The sequence below is a fragment of the Noviherbaspirillum agri genome, assembly GCF_054780595.1.
Map to the genome: position 1 here is coordinate 546,136 of NZ_BAAGWA010000002.1, position 16,801 is coordinate 562,936.

The window sequence follows — 16,801 nt, forward strand, 5'->3', positions numbered from 1 at the left end:
CTCCCGTTATTGCAGATTGACAGAAACGCCGCAGTCGCCCCCACGACAAGGTACGCGACGGCGGCATCCGTCAAGCTGTGTCAGGGTAATTCGCTTTCGGCAAACCCTTTCGGTGCCACGACGCCCAGGCGCTCCTTCAGGGATTGCGGCTTGCTCTCGAAAAGTGCTGCGTAGTAAGTCGCATTAGACAGCACTTTTTTCACATAGTCGCGTGTTTCGGTGAAGGGAATCGATTCGGCGAAAATCGCCCCTTCGACGGAGCGCGTCAATGTCGAGCGCCACGCACGCGGCCGGCCCGGCCCGGCGTTGTAGGCGGCCGTTGCCATCGCCTGCGAACCGTCGAGATCCTGCAACACCATGCTCAGGTAATTGGTACCGAGCAGGATGTTGGTATCGATGTCATTCATCCGGCCTTGGGAAAAGTTGCCCATCCCGATCTTGCGCGCAACAAACCTGGCCGTTGCCGGCATGATCTGCATCAGCCCCGACGCGCCGACATGCGAACGCGCATTTTGCACAAAACGCGATTCCTGGCGGATCAGGCCGTACACCCATGCCATGTCGAGGCCAAGCGGCTGCGTCGTGGCGTGCATGAGGTCGCGGAACGGCGACGGGAATCGCTGCGTGAAGTCATGCTCGGCCTTGGTCCGGTCGGACGTGTTGACCATCCGGTCCAGTACGTTTTTCTGCCGAGCGAATTCTGCCGCGGCCAGGTGCTGACGCTCGTTCATTTTCCGCAATTCCCAGTTCCATTCCCGATAGCCTTCAAAGCGCAGGTTCATGTCGAAGAACTTGAACGCACGCTGAAAGCCCTGGTTGCCGGCCATCGGTGCAAGTTCTTCTGCAGTCACCGGCTGGGCCAGTGGCGGAATCGTAATTTTCCTATCCAGCTCTTCCAGTGCCAGTTGGCCGTAGAAGTTGGTCTGATCGGCGATCGATTCGAACTTCTTCTTCGCCTCTTCCGTCTTGCCTTCCGCGAGATAGGCACGGCCAAGCCAGTAAATCCAGGCGGGGTCGTTGCGCAACGAGGCCGGCATATCGACAATCGTCGACTCGACCAGCTTCCACTCACCCGCGCGCAACGCGATACGTGCTTTCCACTGGTAGCCATCGTTTGACAACGGTGCGCCATTGGTGCGATGCCAGTAGACGACTGCGTCCGGCGCCAGCTTGTAGGACGCCTGCAGTGCAATCTGCGCCCAGGCGAGTTCGCGCTCACGATCCGAGAGGCGTTCGGCCGCACTCACCAATGCGTCGACTGCACGCGCCGGGTTGCTCTTTGCACTGCGGCCAAGCGCAAGAATGAAAACCTCATGTGCGGCGCGTCCATCTCCCGGGCCACGTGCAAGTACCGTGTCCGGCTTCTCCATCGCCTGCATCAGCGCGCTTTCGGCTGCGCCAGTCAGGTCCGCAATGCGGCGGATCGTGGCGGCAGTGCCCGACTCGGCAATCAGGCGCACCTGCGCCCAGATGTCGTCGGCGGTGAACTGGCCCTGCTGCGCCAGCGTCGACATCAGCGCGGGGCAAGCTTCACCATAGTTTTGCGGGGAAGTCAGCAAGGCGCGCGCCTCGTCTGCAACATGCTGCCCTTTCAACGCCTTGGACATCAGTGCGTAGCATTTGACCTGTGTATCGTCATTCAGCACAAACTGCGGGTATTGCTCATCGAACAGTGACCAGTTCCGCGCCCGTCCGAGTTCGAGCAGCCAGTCGTTGCGCAGGCGATCGGCAATCGCGCTTCCCTCGTAGCGGCTCAGGTAGTCGCGGATCTCCTGCTCGCTCGCCGTGAGGATGCGTGGGCGCAGGCGGTAGTAATCGACGTAGGATGGAATGGCATAATCAGCCAGGCGTGATGCCAGTTCCGTGGCGCGTGCGACATCATTGTTGCGCGAGGCCTCCCGAAGGGCGAGGAAGACTTCATCGTCATTGGCATAATGGACAGCCTTGACCGCCGGCTTTTTCGCCTGGGCCTCAGGAACGAGCGAAACCATCGAGGCGGCCACAAGCACAACACTGGCAATCAATTTCATCGGAAACATCAAACAAGACCTTTACGCACTGGATCGAGATAAAGCCCACGCATCTCCTTCAAGACAGCAGAGGGCCATTACTCTTCGATTTTTAGAATAGCATGTGAAGCAACAGATTTCCTGCCCCGATCATGCCTGAAACGATTTCAAACAAAAGTGAGTTGCGCCGCGCGCTACTTGCACAGAGACAAGCAACTGCGCCTGAAGTTCGCAGACAGTGGGACATGGAAATTGTCGCCCGTTTGATCGCATGGTGGAATGCGCATCAAGTGCTGACCATGGGTGTCTATTGGCCAATTCGCAGCGAGCCTGATCTGCATCAAGCCTATGCCGAACTTACCTCACGTGGCATTCAGCTGGCCTTGCCGGTCGTCGTCGACAATAACGCCCCGCTGAAATTCATTGCATGGAAACCAGGTGATCCGACGACAAAAGATGCCTTCGGCGTGGCGATCCCCATCAGCGGCGAGGAAATCCGGCCCGAAGCGCTCCTGATTCCCTGTGTCGGGTTCAACGCCTTGTGTTATCGGCTCGGATACGGCGGCGGCTTCTATGACCGCACGCTCGCGCAGTCGCCGCGCCCGCTCACGATCGGGGTCGGCTATTCATGTGGATTTGCCGCATTCGACGCGGACGCGCACGATGTGGCGCTCGATGCCGTCATCACGGAGAACAGCTCCATCGCGCTTGAATAGGAAAATGGCATCTCCGCTTGGTGCCGGAAATGCCATGCCATCTTCATCAGCTTGGCAGGTTCAGGCGCTTCCATAGCGTCGTGGTGGCTGCCGCCTGGTTCAGCGTATAAAAATGCAGCCCCGGGACACCGCCAGCAAGCAGGCGCTCACACAAGCCGGTGACCACGTCCAGCCCGAACGCCCGGATCGACTCCGTATCATCGCCGAAGCTCGCCAGCTTCAGGCGTATCCAGCGCGGGATCTCCGCACCGCACATCTCCGAGAAGCGCATGAGCTGGGAATAGTTCGTAATCGGCATGATGCCGGCCACGATCGGTACCTCGACACCCGCCTTGCGCGCCTCATCGACAAAGCGGAAATACGCATCCGCGTTGTAAAAGTACTGCGTGATCGCCGCATTGGCTCCGGCCCGCACCTTGCGGACGAAACTTTGCAGGTCGTCCTGCGGTGACCTCGCCTGCGGATGCATTTCCGGATAGGCCGCAACTTCAATATGGAACCAGTCGCCGGTTTCGGCTCGGATGAACTCGACCAGTTCATTGGCATAGCGGAGTTCGCCGGAAGCACCGTAACCGCTTGGCAGGTCGCCGCGAAGCGCCACCAGACGGCGAATGCCGTTTGCCTTGTACTCGCCGAGAATCGTGCGCAGGCTCTCACGCGAACTGCCGATGCACGACAGGTGCGGCGCCGCCTCGTGTCCTTCGCGCTGGATGTCCAGCACGGTTTCGAGGGTGCCTTTCTGCGTCGAACCGCCGGCGCCGAAGGTGACCGAAAAATACTTCGGCCGCAGCTCCGCCAGTTTTGCACGGGTAGCACGCAGCTTCTCCGCGCCTTCAGGCGTCTTCGGCGGGAAAAACTCGATACTGAAATTTTTCTGAGTCATGTTTACTTTAGAAATAAGGCGGACAACGCCCAGGAGATCAGGCTGTACAGCAGCGCGCCACCGACCGCGGACCAGAACCCGGCAACCTGAAAGCCGCCGATGAAGCTGGCCACCGCCCAGAACAGCAGACCGTTGATGACGAAAATGAACAGCCCGAGTGTGAGCAATGTCACCGGCAGGGTGAGCAACACCAGGAGCGGCTTGATCAGCACGTTGACCAGCCCAAGCACCAGTGCAGCAATCAGTGCAGTCGAAAAATTTTCGACCCTAATCGAGCTCATGATGTAAGGCAGGGCGAACAATGAAGCTGCGTTGATCAGCCAGGTAACAAGTAAACGCATGATTCCGCTCCCTTTGCAGACAGTGATTGAATCCGCGGGCGCCTGACCCGGGCGACACGGGCAGCAGTAACATGCTGCCCGTGTCGCCCGGACATGCCCATTTTAGTAACGGTAGTGCTCCGGCTTGTACGGGCCGGTCTTCTTCACACCAATATAGGCTGCCTGCTCATCGGTCAATTCAGTGAGCTGTGCGTTCAGCTTCTTCAGCTGCAGGCGCGCCACCTTCTCATCGAGATGCTTCGGCAGCGTATAAACGCCAACCGGATAGGCCTCGGTATTGGTGTACAGCTCGATCTGCGCGATCGTCTGGTTGGCAAACGACGAGCTCATCACATACGACGGATGGCCGGTCGCGCAACCGAGGTTGACCAGGCGACCTTCGGCCAGCAGGATGATGCGCTTGCCAGGTTTTCCGTCAACTGCGGGGAAGATGACGTGATCGACCTGCGGCTTGATGTTCTCCCAGGTGTACTGGCGCAGTGCTGCAACTTCGATTTCATTGTCGAAGTGACCGATGTTGCAAACGATAGCCTGGTCCTTCATCTTCTTCATGTGTTCATGCGTGATCACATGGTAGTTGCCGGTACAGGTAACGAAGATGTCGCCATGCTCGGCCGCGTATTCCATCGTCACGACACGATAGCCTTCCATGGCTGCCTGCAGTGCGCAGATCGGATCGATTTCGGTGACCCACACTTGCGCCGACAACGCACGCAACGCCTGCGCGGAACCCTTGCCCACGTCGCCATAGCCGCATACGACCGCAATCTTGCCTGCGATCATGACGTCGGTGGCGCGCTTGATGCCGTCGACCAGCGATTCACGGCAACCATACAGGTTGTCGAATTTGGATTTGGTCACAGAATCATTGACGTTGATCGCCGGGAAGGCCAGCTTGCCTTCCTTGTGCATCTGGTACAGGCGATGTACGCCGGTCGTGGTTTCTTCGGTGACGCCCTTGATCTGCGCAAGGCGGGTCGAGTACCAGGTCGGGTCGGTTTCGAGCTTCTTGCGAATCGCGTTGAACAGGCAGGTCGCTTCGTCGGAATCCGGATTGGCGAGGACGCTCAGGTCCTTTTCCGCGCGCGCACCAAGATGCAGCAGCAGGGTGGCGTCGCCGCCGTCGTCGAGGATCATGTTGGAATAACCGCCATCCGTCCATTCAAAGATGCGGTGCGTGAAGTCCCAGTACTCGTCCAGCGACTCGCCCTTGAAGGCGAACACCGGCGTGCCGTTGGCGGCAATCGCGGCGGCGGCATGGTCCTGCGTGGAGTAGATGTTGCACGATGCCCAGCGCACCTGCGCACCCAGCGCTTCCAGCGTCTGGATCAGCACGGCGGTCTGGATGGTCATGTGCAGAGAACCGGTGATGCGCGCACCTTTCAGCGGCTGCGAAGCAGCAAATTCTTCGCGGATGGCCATCAGGCCCGGCATTTCGGTTTCGGCGATCTTGATCTCTTTGCGGCCCCAATCGGCCAGGCTGAGATCGGCGACGAAATAGTCTTGGGAATTGGTTTGAGAGATAACGGCGTTCATCACGCCCTCCTTTCCTGAAAGATAGAAAAAAGTAACGTGAGCGCCGTTGCGAAAAATGTCCAAGCCTGACACGGTCATGGGAAAACCGTGCTGCAACGCTCCTTGGAACCGGGATTATAACCCGGTAAAACTGCAAACCTTCTAATGCTCGCGCAAGGCTGCCGGCGCGGATGTCCGCTGCACCAGGGATGACGGCTTTTCGTCGGGCAGACTGCGTTCGATCCACGTCAGCATGTCCAGCCAGATACGCCGGATTTCGTCCTTTGGCGGCATTGCCAGCGCATTCGGCAATTCGATCGTGATCACCGGCACGTTCTTGTGCATGCCGCCGTAATTGCCAAGCGATCCGGGATAAACGCCGACCCGGCTGAAATACAGCCGGCCGAAACGGCGTGGCGCCTTTTTGGCCGGGCCATCGAAGTCAAGGACACCAAATGGCGCATGCACAGAAATGATCGCATGCGGCCGGAAACGCTCCATTTCCTCATTCAGCCAGCGGCTTTCCGGTTCCGAAAGCGGCGATTGCCCGGGAAAGCGGCGCGGATCGCTGCCGGTCCTCTTGACCCAATAGCGCTTGGCATCATGCTCCCAGCCCGGCGTCGGGAAATTGCGGTTCAAGTCCACACCGTTCGCATTCACCCGCTGCGGCTTGAGGGCGAGCAGCCCGTCCGGATTGACGACCGGCGCCACGTGCCAGTGGTACGCCTGCGCCGCCGGCGTGTGCAGCCACTCCATCCAGTGGAACACAATGGCACCGGCAGTCAGTTCATCGCCGTGAATGCCACCCAATAGCAGGATGCGCATCGGCTCGGCATGCTTGCCTGGCCTAGCGGCCGGAATCGACCGCATCAGGATCGGAAAGCCCTTGCGGGACTCCGCGCCGGTCGGAATCAGTCCGCTGCGCTGACAGGTGGCCACCGAAACGCCAGGAAGGCGTGACGTCAGCCGTTTGCACCAATCAGCCTGCTGCACCGGCGTTGCCGTTGAGGCAATTACCGGCAGGCATGCCACCGAAAAAAGCAAGGCGGCGGCATGGTGAATCATTTTCATGATGAAGAAATCCCGGCAATTCCACCACGGGCAGAAAGCGCTTTACAGCCCGGCGGCAGCGCGCAGCGCCTGGGCTTTGTCCGTACGCTCCCACGAGAATTCCGGCTCCTCACGGCCGAAGTGGCCGTAGGCTGCGGTTTTCGCATAGATCGGGCGCAGCAAGTCCAGCATCTGCACGATGCCCTTCGGGCGCAGGTCGAACAACTCCTGCACCAGTTCGGCCAGCTTTTCATCGCTGATGCGGCCGGTGCCGAAAGTGGTCACCATGACGGATGTCGGCTTGGCGATACCGATCGCGTATGAAACCTGGATCTGGCAGCGCTGTGCCAATCCGGCGGCGACGATGTTCTTCGCCACATAGCGGCCGGCATAGGCAGCCGAACGGTCTACCTTGGATGGATCCTTGCCCGAGAAGGCGCCACCACCGTGCGGCGCTGCGCCGCCATAGGTATCGACAATGATCTTGCGACCGGTCAGGCCGCAGTCGCCCTGCGGGCCACCGATCACGAAACGACCGGTCGGGTTGATCAGATAACGGGTGTTCTTGAGCCAAGTATGCGGCACCACCGGCTTGATGATTTCCTCGATGGCAGCCTCCTCGATCGCCTTGTGCGACATCTCGGGGCTGTGCTGCGTGGAAAGTACAATCGTGTCGATCGCAACAGGCTGGCCGTCGACATAACGCAGCGTTACCTGCGACTTCGCATCGGGGCGCAGCCATGGCAGGCGGCCATCCTTGCGCAGTTGCGACTGGCGCTCGACGATACGGTGCGAGTAATAGATTGCAGCCGGCATCAGTTCCGGCGTTTCGTCGCATGCGTAGCCAAACATCAGGCCCTGGTCACCGGCGCCCTGATCCAGATCAAGCCCGGAACCCTCGTTCACGCCTTGGGCAATGTCGGGAGACTGCTTGTCATAGCAGACCATTACGGCACAGCTCTTGTAATCGATGCCGAAATCGGCATTGTCGTAACCGATGCGCTTCAGGGTGTCCCGGGCGACGTTGATGTAGTCAACATTGGCGTTCGCGGTGATTTCACCCGCCAGAACCACCAAGCCGGTATTGCAAAGCGTTTCGGCAGCAACGCGCGCCTTCGCGTCTTGCGTCAGGATTGCGTCGAGGATCGCGTCGGAAATCTGATCGGCGACCTTGTCGGGGTGGCCTTCGGAGACGGATTCCGAGGTAAAGAGGTATTCATGTGCCATCGCAGGCTCCGTATTAGAGAAGTTATTGACCATGTCGCGGCCAATCATGAGCCTGCGACGCTTTAGCGAAATTTATAGGCCGCCTCGCAAGTTGTCTGTTAACTCGGCGGATAAAACATCTATGTTATTTTACGCGTCTGGAAAAAAATCACAAAGTTTCTCAAACTAAATTTGATGCTCGTCACTCTTTTTCGCTTGCTGTCCCGCCTGCCATTGCCAGTCTTGCATGCAGCGGGGTCCGCACTGGGCTGGCTGGTATATCTTGCATCCCCATCGTATCGCCGTAGATTGAAGGAAAATATCCGCCGCGCGGGCTTTGGTTCGTCCCTGCGCGCCGCGATTCAGGAGGCCGGCAAGAACATCCTTGAACTGCCCTTTATCTGGTGTGCTTCGCCGGAACGCGTACTCGCCACTGCCCGTATCGAGAACTGGGAGTTGGTGCAATCTGCACTCGATGCGAGACGTGGCGTCATTTTCCTGACGCCCCACCTCGGCTGCTTCGAGATCATTGCCCAGGTTATCGCCAACAAGACACCAATCACCGTGATGTATCGCCCTCCCAGAAAGGCTGCGCTCAAGCCGCTCATCGAGGGCGCCCGCGCACGCGGCGAACTGCGACTGGCGCCGGCCAACCTGTCCGGCGTACGGACCCTCCTAAAAACCCTGCGCAGTGGAGTGCCAATCGGCATCCTGCCCGACCAGGTGCCGCAGGATGGTGAGGGCGTATGGGCCGATTTTTTCGGCAAACCGGCCTACACCATGACCCTGCCCTGCAAGATGCATCAGATGTCCGGGTCCCCCATCATTCTCACGTATGCGGAAAGGCTGCCTTTTGGAAAAGGCTACCTCGTGCGTTTCGTACCATTCGAGCAAGCGCTCGAAGGAACGCCAGAGCAGCAGGCGCGCGCCATCAATGCTGCCATGGAGCAATTGATTGCACGCTGCCCGGCTCAATACTTCTGGAGCTACCACCGCTACAAGACTCCGCCGGGCGTCACCCGCCCCGCTGCGCAGGAGGCAACGCAATGAGACTGCTCCTGGGCGTCATGTGGGTGCTGCACTGGCTGCCGCTGCCGGTGCTCGGCCGGCTCGGTGAAGCGGTTGGCTCGCTTTTATATATGTTGGTCGGCTCGCGGCGCCAGATCACGCTGACTAACCTGCGCCTGTGCCTTCCCCACCTGTCGGAAAAGGAGCGGGCCGCCATTGCGAAAAAGCACTTCCAGGCGTATGCCCGCAGCGTACTCGAGCGTGGCGTACTGTGGTGGGCACCGCAGGAGCGCCTGAAGCGCCTGATCGTTGTCGAGCCCAGCCTGCCGCTGCAGGAAATGCAGTCCAGTCCGACGATCCTGCTATGCCCGCACTTCGTCAGCCTGGACGTTGCCGGCGTCGCAATCGCCATGGAAGCGAGCGCATGCTCCATTTACACTCGCCAGCGCAACCGGGTTTTCGATGCGGCGCTGCGCAAGGGGCGGTCACGCTTTCACCCGGTCAGACTGTTCTCGCGCGGTGAAGGTGTCAAGCCGATCATTCGCGCCATGCGCGAAGGCCTGCCCTTCTTCATGCTTCCGGACATGGACTTCGGCGCAAAGGATTCGGAGTTCGTGCCCTTCTTCGGCATACCTGCCGCGACACTGACTGCACCGGCACGGATTGCTGCGGCGACGCGTGCAAAAATCATCCCGGTCATTGCCACTTTCCTGCCCGACTACAAAGGCTGGAAAATCACCTTCTACCCGGCCTGGGAAGATTATCCGGACGGCGATATCGTGGCAGCCACGCGCCGCATGAACGCATTTATCGAGGAACGCGTGCTGGAGACGCCGGCAGAATACTTCTGGGCGCACAAACGCTTCAAGACCCGCCCTCCAGGCATGCCGAACGTGTACGCCCGCAAGCCGGTAAACGAACCCCCGCAATAACTCCCATACGAAGTTGCAGCATGAAACTCAAATTCACCAAGATGCACGGCGCCGGTAATGATTTCGTCGTGATCGATGCCATCAATCAGAAAATCGCCTTCTCACCAGAACAATGGAAGAAGCTGGCCGACCGGCGCTTCGGCGTCGGTGCCGACCAGATGCTGGTCGTCGAAAAACCGCAGTTGCCAGACGTTGATTTCCGTTATCGCATCTTTAACGCCGACGGCGGCGAAGTCGAGCAATGCGGCAATGGCGCCCGCGCCTTCGTGAAGTTCGTCACCGACAAGGGCCTGACCAGCAAACACACGATCAAGGTGGAAACCATGGCGGGCGTGATCGAACCGACGCTGGAAGCGGACGGCCGCATTACCGTCGACATGGGGGCACCTGTCCTCGAACCGGAGAAGGTTCCGTTCGATGCCGACGGATTGCAGGGCAAGCAGGAAGGCCATGACATGCTTTGGCCGCTGGATATCAATGGCCGAACCATTTGGGTGTCGGTCGTTTCGATGGGTAATCCGCATGCCGTGCAAATTGTCCCGGATGCGCAGACCGCACCGGTGCAGTCTGACGGTCCGCTGATCGAACACCATCCGCGCTTCCCCAGGCGCGTAAACGCCGGCTTCATGCAGATTGTGAACCGCCAGCAAATCAAGCTGCGCGTCTTCGAGCGCGGTGCGGGCGAAACGCTGGCATGCGGGACGGGCGCCTGCGCCGCCGTCGTGGCAGGCATTCGCCGCGGCCTGCTTGATTCGCCGGTGAAGGTGTCCACACTGGGCGGCGAACTGAGCATTGCCTGGGACGGCATCGGCACGCCGGTGCTGCTGACTGGTCCGGCGGTCAGCGTATTCGAAGGCGAGATCGAGATCTGAACTTCACGCGCCGGCGAGCGTCTTGGTCCGGCAAAGGCACTGCCGCCAATTTCCTTTCTGACTCCTCAGTCCATATGCGGTGTTCTCAAGGGCGCCGTGGGCAAGCGATATCGGGCCTGCGAAGCGACACGAATCATCCTTACTGATGGCGACGCGGCAGAGTGACGGTCAAGCCTATTACGGCTCCACGGTTATCCGTCGATAGCACGGCAGACTTGCGAGCACATACGATCGGCAGCACCCAGCCCTGACTGTCGAGCTCCAATACATTCAGCGTGCCTGCCGCTGCCAGCTCATACGTCACAGCCGTTTTCCGCACCGCACAATTCCCGTCGTTTCCCAAGCGTTGTCGGTTAAAATTCCAGCTTCTTCTCCGGTTGCCGCTGGTACAGCGCGCCCATTACAAAATCTTGCTTATGACTTATCAACTGGATTCCGCTGCCGTCGCAGAATTTTTGTCAGACAACCCGCATTTCTTTGAAGAGCACAGCGAATTGCTTGCCAAGGTGAAGCTGACGAGCCCGCTGGCGGGCCGCACCGTTTCACTTCAAGAGCGGCAGATGGAAGTACTGCGCGAGAAAATCAAATCGTTCGAACTTCGCCTCGCGGACCTGCTGCGCATTGCGCAGGAAAACGATGCAATCACGGACAAGTTCTCGGCGTGGACGCGCTCGCTGCTGATGGCGCGCAACGATGTGGACCTGCCGCACGTCCTGATCAATGGCCTGAACACGATTTTCGGCGTACCGTATGCCACCTTGCGCATCTGGGGTGTCGCCGAAGAGTTCTCGCATACCTGGTTTGCCACGGAAGTGTCTGCCGATGCAAAAATCTTCTGTAACGGGTTGACCGCCCCCTACTGCGGACCGAACCAGGATTTTGAAGCAGCATCGTGGATCGATGAAGCCGATGCCATCCAGTCAATTGCCATGTTGCCGCTGCGCGTCGAAGGCGCGCCGGAAGCCTTCGGTTTGCTGGTACTCGGCTCGCCCGACCCGCGCCGATTCACGTCCGACATGGCAACAGACTTTCTATCGAAGATCGGCGAAACGGCCAGCGCCGCAATGGCCTGCCTGCTGGACTGAAACGCCGCTGAAAACGCCGCTGAATGTGAGTGCCGCAACCGACCAGGCCCATAGCAAGGACCATCTTCAGGGCAATCATCAGGACCGCATTGCCGGTTACCTTGATTGCCTGGAAAAGCAGCGCAAGCTGTCTCCGCACACCGTCAGCAACTACCGCCGCGATTTGATCGAAATGGCAGCGCTGGTTGAACGGCTGCCCGGCAGTCCGGCACTTAATGCCGTCAGCCATTTCCATATCCGCAAGTTCGCCGCGCAGCTGCATGCAGACGGGCTGAATGCCCGTTCTATCGCACGCAAGTTGTCGGCTTGGCGCGGCTTTTTCGACTGGCTGTCGGAAAACGACACACTGGCAGCTAACCCGGTCGACGGCGTGAAAGCCCCCAAGCGCAACAAGCCGCTGCCGAAAGCACTATCCGCCGACGATGCGGTACGCGTGGTAGCAGAATCGCGGCCTGACAAGGGCGCCAACTCGGCCAGTCAGCTATGCAACCGTGCCATGTTCGAACTGCTCTACTCCAGCGGCCTGCGGGTATCCGAACTGGCGGCGCTCGACGTACGCTTCACGAAGGAAGGCGGCCACGAATCTGCGGGCTGGATCGACTTTGATGAATGCGAAGTCACGGTCACCGGCAAGGGCAGCAAGCAGCGCAGGGTCCCGGTAGGCCAGCCGGCAATGCAGGCGATCGCTGCATGGCTCGCGGTGCGCAACACGCTGGTCAAGGCGGATCCACACCCGCTGTTCCTGACCGAGCGCGGCACCCGCATGTCGCCGCGCGTGCTGCAGCTACGCCTGAAGGCCCACGCACAGGCGCTCGGCATTCCGGCCAATGTGCATCCGCATGTGCTGCGGCATTCCTTTGCGTCGCATGTGCTGCAGTCGTCAGGCGACCTGCGCGCGGTACAGGAGATGCTCGGACATGCATCGATTGCTGCGACACAGGTCTACACCTCGCTGGATTTCCAGCGGCTGGCGCAGGTGTATGACGCCGCGCATCCGCGCGCCAAGAAAGTTGAAAAGTAAGCGCTGCTCCCAGCGCATCCATCGTTCACCATCAGATTTACAAATGCTCACCATTACCCTCAAGCCCGGCAAGGAAAAAAGCCTGCTGCGCCGTCACCCCTGGATCTTCCCGACGGCCATCGACCGCATCGACGGCAAGCCGGAAGAAAAGAACAAGCCAGGCGCCACTGCGCTGGTGCAATCGTCCACCGGACAGTTTCTGGCGCGTGCCGCATTCAGCCCGGCATCGCAAATCCGTGCCCGCGTCTGGAGCTTCAACGAGAACGAGCCGATCGACCATGCACTGATCAAGCGCCGTATCAAGAAGGCCTTCGCCTACCGCGCCACAGCCGTGCGCGACACCGATGCGATTCGCGTCATTTTCGGCGAGGCGGATGGTTTCCCCGGTCTGGTGGTGGACTGGTACGGCGGCAAGGAAGGGCATCTGGTCTGCCAGTTCCAGTCGGCCGGAGTCGAAGCATGGAAGGTACCGATCGTACAGGCGCTGATCGCCGAGTCCGGCTGTCCGAATGTCTATGAACGCTCCGATGCGTCGGTGCGCGAACGGGAAGGCCTGCCCGTGGTAACCGGCACGCTCGCCGGCAAGGAGCCCGCCGATGAAACATTAGTGACTGAAAACGGCGTCCGCTACGCGGTGGACATCAGGAGCGGCCACAAGACCGGCTTTTACATCGACCAGCGCGACAACCGCAAGCTGGTGATGGATCATGCGGCCGGACGCGATGTGCTGAATTGCTTCTGCTATACCGGTGGTTTCTCGCTCGCGGCACTCAAGGGCAGTGCAAAGAGCGTGATTTCGATCGACTCTTCCGGCGAGGCGCTCGCCGTCGGCCAGCGCAACATGGCGCTCAACGGGTTCGATGCCGCGCGCGCGGAATGGTGGGATGCCGACGTATTCAAGACCTTGCGCAGCCTGCGTGAACAGGGCAAATCGTTTGACCTGATCGTCCTCGATCCGCCGAAGTTCGCTTCCTCGCCCGGCCAGGTAGAGCGCGCCGCACGTGCCTACAAGGACATCAACCTGCTCGGCTTCCAGTTGCTGCGTGAGGGCGGGCTGCTGTTCACCTATTCCTGCTCGGGAGCGATCAGTGCCGACCTGTTCCAGAAGATCGTCGCCGGCGCAGCCAATGATGCGAAGGTGGATGCCCGCATCCTGCGGCGCCTGTCGGCTGGGGTCGACCATCCGATGACGACAAATTTCCCGGAAGGCGAGTATCTGAAAGGCTTGATGCTGCACAAGCCTTGATGGCTTTTTCGTTGCACGACGAGCAACTCCCGCGGGTTGTTGACAGAATTGCGTCATAATTTTCCCCTCACGTTTTTCGTTGCACTAGATCAATGAGCATCAAAGCCAAACCGGCTGCTGCAAAACCACAGGCACCACGCCAGCCATCCGCCCCTTCGGCCATGGTTCTCGCAGAGGCGCAACTGCGCGGTGCGTCGGTACGTATCACGGCCGCACGCGTGAAGGTGCTGGCTGCACTGCTGAGCGCCCGGCGTGCGATTACGCACCAGGACGTACAGGACACTTTCGCAGACATGGACCGCGTGACGCTGTACCGGGCGCTTGATTGCCTGACCGACGCAGGCCTTGCGCACAAGATTGCCGGCGACGACCGCGTGTTCCGCTACAGCGCCGGCACGGACCACGGCGACATTCCGCACCACCAGCACGGCCACTTCAAGTGTACGCGCTGCTCCAAGATGTTTTGCCTGGACAGCATCGGCGACGCCGGCATGCTGCAGGAAGCATTGCAGGAAAGCCTGGGAAAAGGTTTCCAGAGCCACGACATCGAATTCACGATCAAAGGATGGTGCGCCGACTGCGCACATTGATATGAAGCTTGTACCCGCAACCATACTGACCGGCTTTCTCGGCGCCGGTAAAACAACCCTTCTCAACCGCATCCTCCGCGAGCCGCATGGCCACAAGATTGCGGTGATCGAAAACGAATTCGGCCAGGAGAACATTGACAACGAAATCCTGGTTCAGGACAGCAACGAGCAGATCGTCGAGATGAACAATGGCTGCATCTGCTGCACGGTACGGGGCGACCTCATCCTCGCGCTCGGCGCACTTGCGCAGAAACGGGATGCGGGCGAACTGCAGTTCGATCATGTGGTCATCGAAACCACCGGACTGGCCAATCCCGGCCCGGTCGCACAAACCTTTTTCATGGACGACGAAGTTGCGACCCATTACATGCTCGATGCGGTAATCACCGTGGTCGACGCAAAGCACGGCATGCAGCAGCTGGACGAACACGAAGAGGCGCAGCGGCAAGTGGGCTTCGCCGACAGGCTGTTGTTATCGAAGACTGATCTGGCAGGCAGCGAAGATACCGAGGCGCTAACGGCGCGGCTCAAGCGCATCAATCCGCGCGCTCCGATCGGCAAGGTGGATTTCGGCCAGGTCCCGATCAGCGCAGTGCTCGACCTGCGCGGCTTCAACCTGAACGACAAGCTGGAGATCGACCCCGACTTTCTCGCGGAAGAAGAGCACGCGCACGAGCATCACGAGTGCGGCACGCACTGCAATCACGGCGAGCACGGCCACGCACATCACAACCATCATGCAGCGCACCATTCGGACGACATCGCCGCTTTCGTGTTTAAAAGCGACCGCCCGTTCGACACGGCAAAACTGGACGAATTCCTCGGCGGTCTGGTGCAGGCATTCGGCCCGCGCATGCTGCGCTACAAAGGCGTGCTGTGGATGCAGGGTGCCGACCGCAAGGTCGTTTTTCAAGGGGTGCACCAGACAATGGGCACTGATATCGGGGCGAAATGGCCCGAAGGCGAAGCACGCGAAAGCAAAATAGTGTTTATCGGAAAGAATCTTCCGAAAGACATTTTTATTCGCGGATTGGAACAGTGTTTGGTATAAACTATTCCGGTTTTACTGGAGTTCAAGCAGCGGAGGTAGTCGTTTGGCAGAAAGCGTGGTGACATCCACGCGGCGCCCGATTGAAGCTGGTGTGATCGGGCAGTTCAAATAATGGAGACGCACCGTGAACGCAACCGTTACAAGATCCGCCACCAAGAGCACAGCGGCCAGGAATAGCACCAAGGTACCGGCGAAAACCGCCGCGGCGACAAAGGTGAAAGCCGCCAGCCAACCGGCCAAGAAATCGATTCTTAAAACCGTGGCGAGCAAGCTGGCGAAGAGTGTCGGCAGCGCGATCAAACCCGTTTCCAAGACCGCCGCCAGCGCAGCAAAACCGATTGCCAAAGTCTCCAAAACGACGGTAAAAAGTAGTGTAAACTCCGCGGCCAAAACCACGAAAACGACGACTAGGACAGGAACCGGAAATAAGGCAGCGTCTGAAGCGTCCCGCGTCGTCACAGTGAGCAAGGCTGACTCGAAAACAAGCAAGGCAGGAAACGATCCGAAGCAGACGTCTGTTAATTCCGCCCCAAGTCAAAGTTCAAAGGAGATATCCCGTACTTCACTGAGCAGTGACAAGGCAAGCAACGGATTAACAGATAAAATGAAAAAACCCGAAGTTTCGAAAGTAAGCGAAGTGGCTACCAAAACAACCAAATCGACCCCCGCCGTCCCGGCTGACGGAACCTTGTTGACTGAAGAGCAGATTCTCAAGATGAGCGACAAGGATTACATGAACGAGGCTCAATTGGCCTTCTTCAAAGCGCGCTTGCAGCAACTTGAACGCGATCTGTTGAAGAATGCTGACGAAACTACCGAGCATTTGCGCGAAACCGTGCTGGTGCCGGACCCCGCCGACCGCGCCACGATCGAGGAAGAGCATGCGCTCGAGCTGCGTACCCGTGACCGCGAGCGCAAGCTGCTGAAGAAGGTGCAGCAAGCGATCGCCAGCATCGACGCCGGCGAGTACGGCTGGTGCGAAGAAACCGGCGAGCCGATCGGCATCCCGCGCCTCCTGGCACGTCCGACAGCGACGCTATCTTTGGAAGCGCAGCAACGCCGCGAGCTCAAGCAGAAGCTGTACGGCGACTAAGGTCGACACAATCCGGACGGGCCTTGGCCCAATCTACAAGCGCACGGTGCCTGCACCCTGCGCTTGTTTGCTTTTGTGTGTCCGGTTTTTTCCCTCTCGGCTGTGCTCGCTCAGTTATCCGAGCCGGTCATTCCTCCCCGCTTGACTGACCTCCCGGTCATCGGTTCCGTCGCCATGACTTGC

Annotated in this window: 16 protein-coding genes and 1 riboswitch; of the genes, 10 read left to right on the forward strand and 6 right to left on the reverse strand. The window is 59.4% G+C overall.

Translation table 11 applies throughout. The features are described from left to right. Positions 1–80: 80 nt before the first annotated feature. Entirely contained in the window at positions 81–2,039 is a 1,959-nt protein-coding gene (locus ACYVIA_RS05220; RefSeq protein WP_460838567.1) for a lytic transglycosylase domain-containing protein, read from the reverse strand. A 122-nt stretch (positions 2,040–2,161) separates the two neighbouring features. Between ACYVIA_RS05220 and ACYVIA_RS05225 the strand changes: the two genes are divergently transcribed. Next, the gene (locus ACYVIA_RS05225; protein WP_460838570.1) at positions 2,162–2,725 is read left to right on the forward strand and encodes a 5-formyltetrahydrofolate cyclo-ligase; all 564 of its coding nucleotides are present in this window, start codon (positions 2,162–2,164) and stop codon (positions 2,723–2,725) included. A gap of 46 nt (positions 2,726–2,771) precedes the next feature. Here the strand turns inward: ACYVIA_RS05225 and metF are convergent, their stop codons facing one another. From metF to metK, 5 genes are all read right to left on the reverse strand, one after another. Next, on the reverse strand, positions 2,772–3,608 hold the full coding sequence (metF, locus tag ACYVIA_RS05230; protein WP_460838572.1) for a methylenetetrahydrofolate reductase [NAD(P)H]: 837 nt from the start codon (positions 3,606–3,608) through the stop codon (positions 2,772–2,774). A 2-nt stretch (positions 3,609–3,610) separates the two neighbouring features. Beyond that, positions 3,611–3,949, reverse strand: coding sequence for a phage holin family protein (locus tag ACYVIA_RS05235; RefSeq protein ID WP_460838574.1), 339 nt, complete (start codon positions 3,947–3,949; stop codon positions 3,611–3,613). Between the two features lie 102 nt (positions 3,950–4,051). Continuing rightward, entirely contained in the window at positions 4,052–5,485 is a 1,434-nt protein-coding gene (gene ahcY / locus ACYVIA_RS05240; protein ID WP_460838576.1) for an adenosylhomocysteinase, read from the reverse strand. Between the two features lie 31 nt (positions 5,486–5,516). Beyond that, a riboswitch (S-adenosyl-L-homocysteine riboswitch) is annotated at positions 5,517–5,595 on the reverse strand. Between the two features lie 31 nt (positions 5,596–5,626). Then, a complete protein-coding gene (locus tag ACYVIA_RS05245; RefSeq protein ID WP_460838578.1) occupies positions 5,627–6,535 on the reverse strand; it encodes a M14 family zinc carboxypeptidase in 909 nt (302 codons plus the stop codon). A gap of 42 nt (positions 6,536–6,577) precedes the next feature. After that, a complete protein-coding gene (gene metK, locus ACYVIA_RS05250) occupies positions 6,578–7,741 on the reverse strand; it encodes a methionine adenosyltransferase (RefSeq protein WP_460838580.1) in 1,164 nt (387 codons plus the stop codon). A 174-nt stretch (positions 7,742–7,915) separates the two neighbouring features. Between metK and ACYVIA_RS05255 the strand changes: the two genes are divergently transcribed. From ACYVIA_RS05255 to dksA, 9 genes are all read left to right on the forward strand, one after another. Then, positions 7,916–8,770: a lysophospholipid acyltransferase family protein gene (locus tag ACYVIA_RS05255; RefSeq protein WP_460838582.1), complete on the forward strand. Its 855-nt coding sequence runs from the start codon at positions 7,916–7,918 to the stop codon at positions 8,768–8,770. After that, the gene (locus ACYVIA_RS05260) at positions 8,767–9,660 is read left to right on the forward strand and encodes an LpxL/LpxP family acyltransferase (RefSeq protein ID WP_460838585.1); all 894 of its coding nucleotides are present in this window, start codon (positions 8,767–8,769) and stop codon (positions 9,658–9,660) included. Before ACYVIA_RS05255 ends, ACYVIA_RS05260 begins: the two co-directional genes overlap by 4 nt. 20 nt (positions 9,661–9,680) lie before the next feature. Further along, a complete protein-coding gene (gene dapF, locus ACYVIA_RS05265; RefSeq protein WP_460838587.1) occupies positions 9,681–10,532 on the forward strand; it encodes a diaminopimelate epimerase in 852 nt (283 codons plus the stop codon). 416 nt (positions 10,533–10,948) lie between these two features. After that, positions 10,949–11,617, forward strand: a complete 669-nt coding sequence (locus tag ACYVIA_RS05270) for a DUF484 family protein (RefSeq protein ID WP_460838589.1) — start codon at positions 10,949–10,951, stop codon at positions 11,615–11,617. A gap of 88 nt (positions 11,618–11,705) precedes the next feature. After that, positions 11,706–12,638 (forward strand): tyrosine recombinase XerC, encoded by a 933-nt coding sequence (xerC, locus tag ACYVIA_RS05275; RefSeq protein ID WP_460838726.1) that lies wholly within the window; start codon positions 11,706–11,708, stop codon positions 12,636–12,638. 43 nt (positions 12,639–12,681) lie between these two features. Beyond that, positions 12,682–13,884 (forward strand): class I SAM-dependent rRNA methyltransferase, encoded by a 1,203-nt coding sequence (locus tag ACYVIA_RS05280; protein WP_460838591.1) that lies wholly within the window; start codon positions 12,682–12,684, stop codon positions 13,882–13,884. A gap of 92 nt (positions 13,885–13,976) precedes the next feature. Beyond that, positions 13,977–14,474, forward strand: coding sequence for a Fur family transcriptional regulator (locus ACYVIA_RS05285; protein ID WP_460838593.1), 498 nt, complete (start codon positions 13,977–13,979; stop codon positions 14,472–14,474). A 1-nt stretch (position 14,475) separates the two neighbouring features. Then, positions 14,476–15,525 carry a CobW family GTP-binding protein gene (locus ACYVIA_RS05290; RefSeq protein ID WP_460838595.1) on the forward strand — a complete coding sequence of 350 codons (1,050 nt, stop codon included), beginning with the start codon at positions 14,476–14,478 and terminating at the stop codon, positions 15,523–15,525. A 688-nt stretch (positions 15,526–16,213) separates the two neighbouring features. Beyond that, positions 16,214–16,618 (forward strand): RNA polymerase-binding protein DksA, encoded by a 405-nt coding sequence (gene dksA / locus ACYVIA_RS05295; protein ID WP_460838728.1) that lies wholly within the window; start codon positions 16,214–16,216, stop codon positions 16,616–16,618. The last annotated feature ends 183 nt before the right edge of the window (positions 16,619–16,801 follow it).

What these genes read in the sequence shown, in the direction of transcription:
- ACYVIA_RS05220 (WP_460838567.1), bottom strand. Translation starts at nt 2,039, where the DNA reads ATGTTTCCGATGAAATTGATTGCCAGTGTTGTGCTTGTGGCCGCCTCG.
- ACYVIA_RS05225 (WP_460838570.1), top strand. Translation starts at nt 2,162, where the DNA reads ATGCCTGAAACGATTTCAAACAAAAGTGAGTTGCGCCGCGCGCTACTT.
- metF (WP_460838572.1), bottom strand. Translation starts at nt 3,608, where the DNA reads ATGACTCAGAAAAATTTCAGTATCGAGTTTTTCCCGCCGAAGACGCCT.
- ACYVIA_RS05235 (WP_460838574.1), bottom strand. Translation starts at nt 3,949, where the DNA reads ATGCGTTTACTTGTTACCTGGCTGATCAACGCAGCTTCATTGTTCGCC.
- ahcY (WP_460838576.1), bottom strand. Translation starts at nt 5,485, where the DNA reads ATGAACGCCGTTATCTCTCAAACCAATTCCCAAGACTATTTCGTCGCC.
- ACYVIA_RS05245 (WP_460838578.1), bottom strand. Translation starts at nt 6,535, where the DNA reads ATGAAAATGATTCACCATGCCGCCGCCTTGCTTTTTTCGGTGGCATGC.
- metK (WP_460838580.1), bottom strand. Translation starts at nt 7,741, where the DNA reads ATGGCACATGAATACCTCTTTACCTCGGAATCCGTCTCCGAAGGCCAC.
- ACYVIA_RS05255 (WP_460838582.1), top strand. Translation starts at nt 7,916, where the DNA reads ATGCTCGTCACTCTTTTTCGCTTGCTGTCCCGCCTGCCATTGCCAGTC.
- ACYVIA_RS05260 (WP_460838585.1), top strand. Translation starts at nt 8,767, where the DNA reads ATGAGACTGCTCCTGGGCGTCATGTGGGTGCTGCACTGGCTGCCGCTG.
- dapF (WP_460838587.1), top strand. Translation starts at nt 9,681, where the DNA reads ATGAAACTCAAATTCACCAAGATGCACGGCGCCGGTAATGATTTCGTC.
- ACYVIA_RS05270 (WP_460838589.1), top strand. Translation starts at nt 10,949, where the DNA reads ATGACTTATCAACTGGATTCCGCTGCCGTCGCAGAATTTTTGTCAGAC.
- ACYVIA_RS05280 (WP_460838591.1), top strand. Translation starts at nt 12,682, where the DNA reads ATGCTCACCATTACCCTCAAGCCCGGCAAGGAAAAAAGCCTGCTGCGC.
- ACYVIA_RS05285 (WP_460838593.1), top strand. Translation starts at nt 13,977, where the DNA reads ATGAGCATCAAAGCCAAACCGGCTGCTGCAAAACCACAGGCACCACGC.
- ACYVIA_RS05290 (WP_460838595.1), top strand. Translation starts at nt 14,476, where the DNA reads ATGAAGCTTGTACCCGCAACCATACTGACCGGCTTTCTCGGCGCCGGT.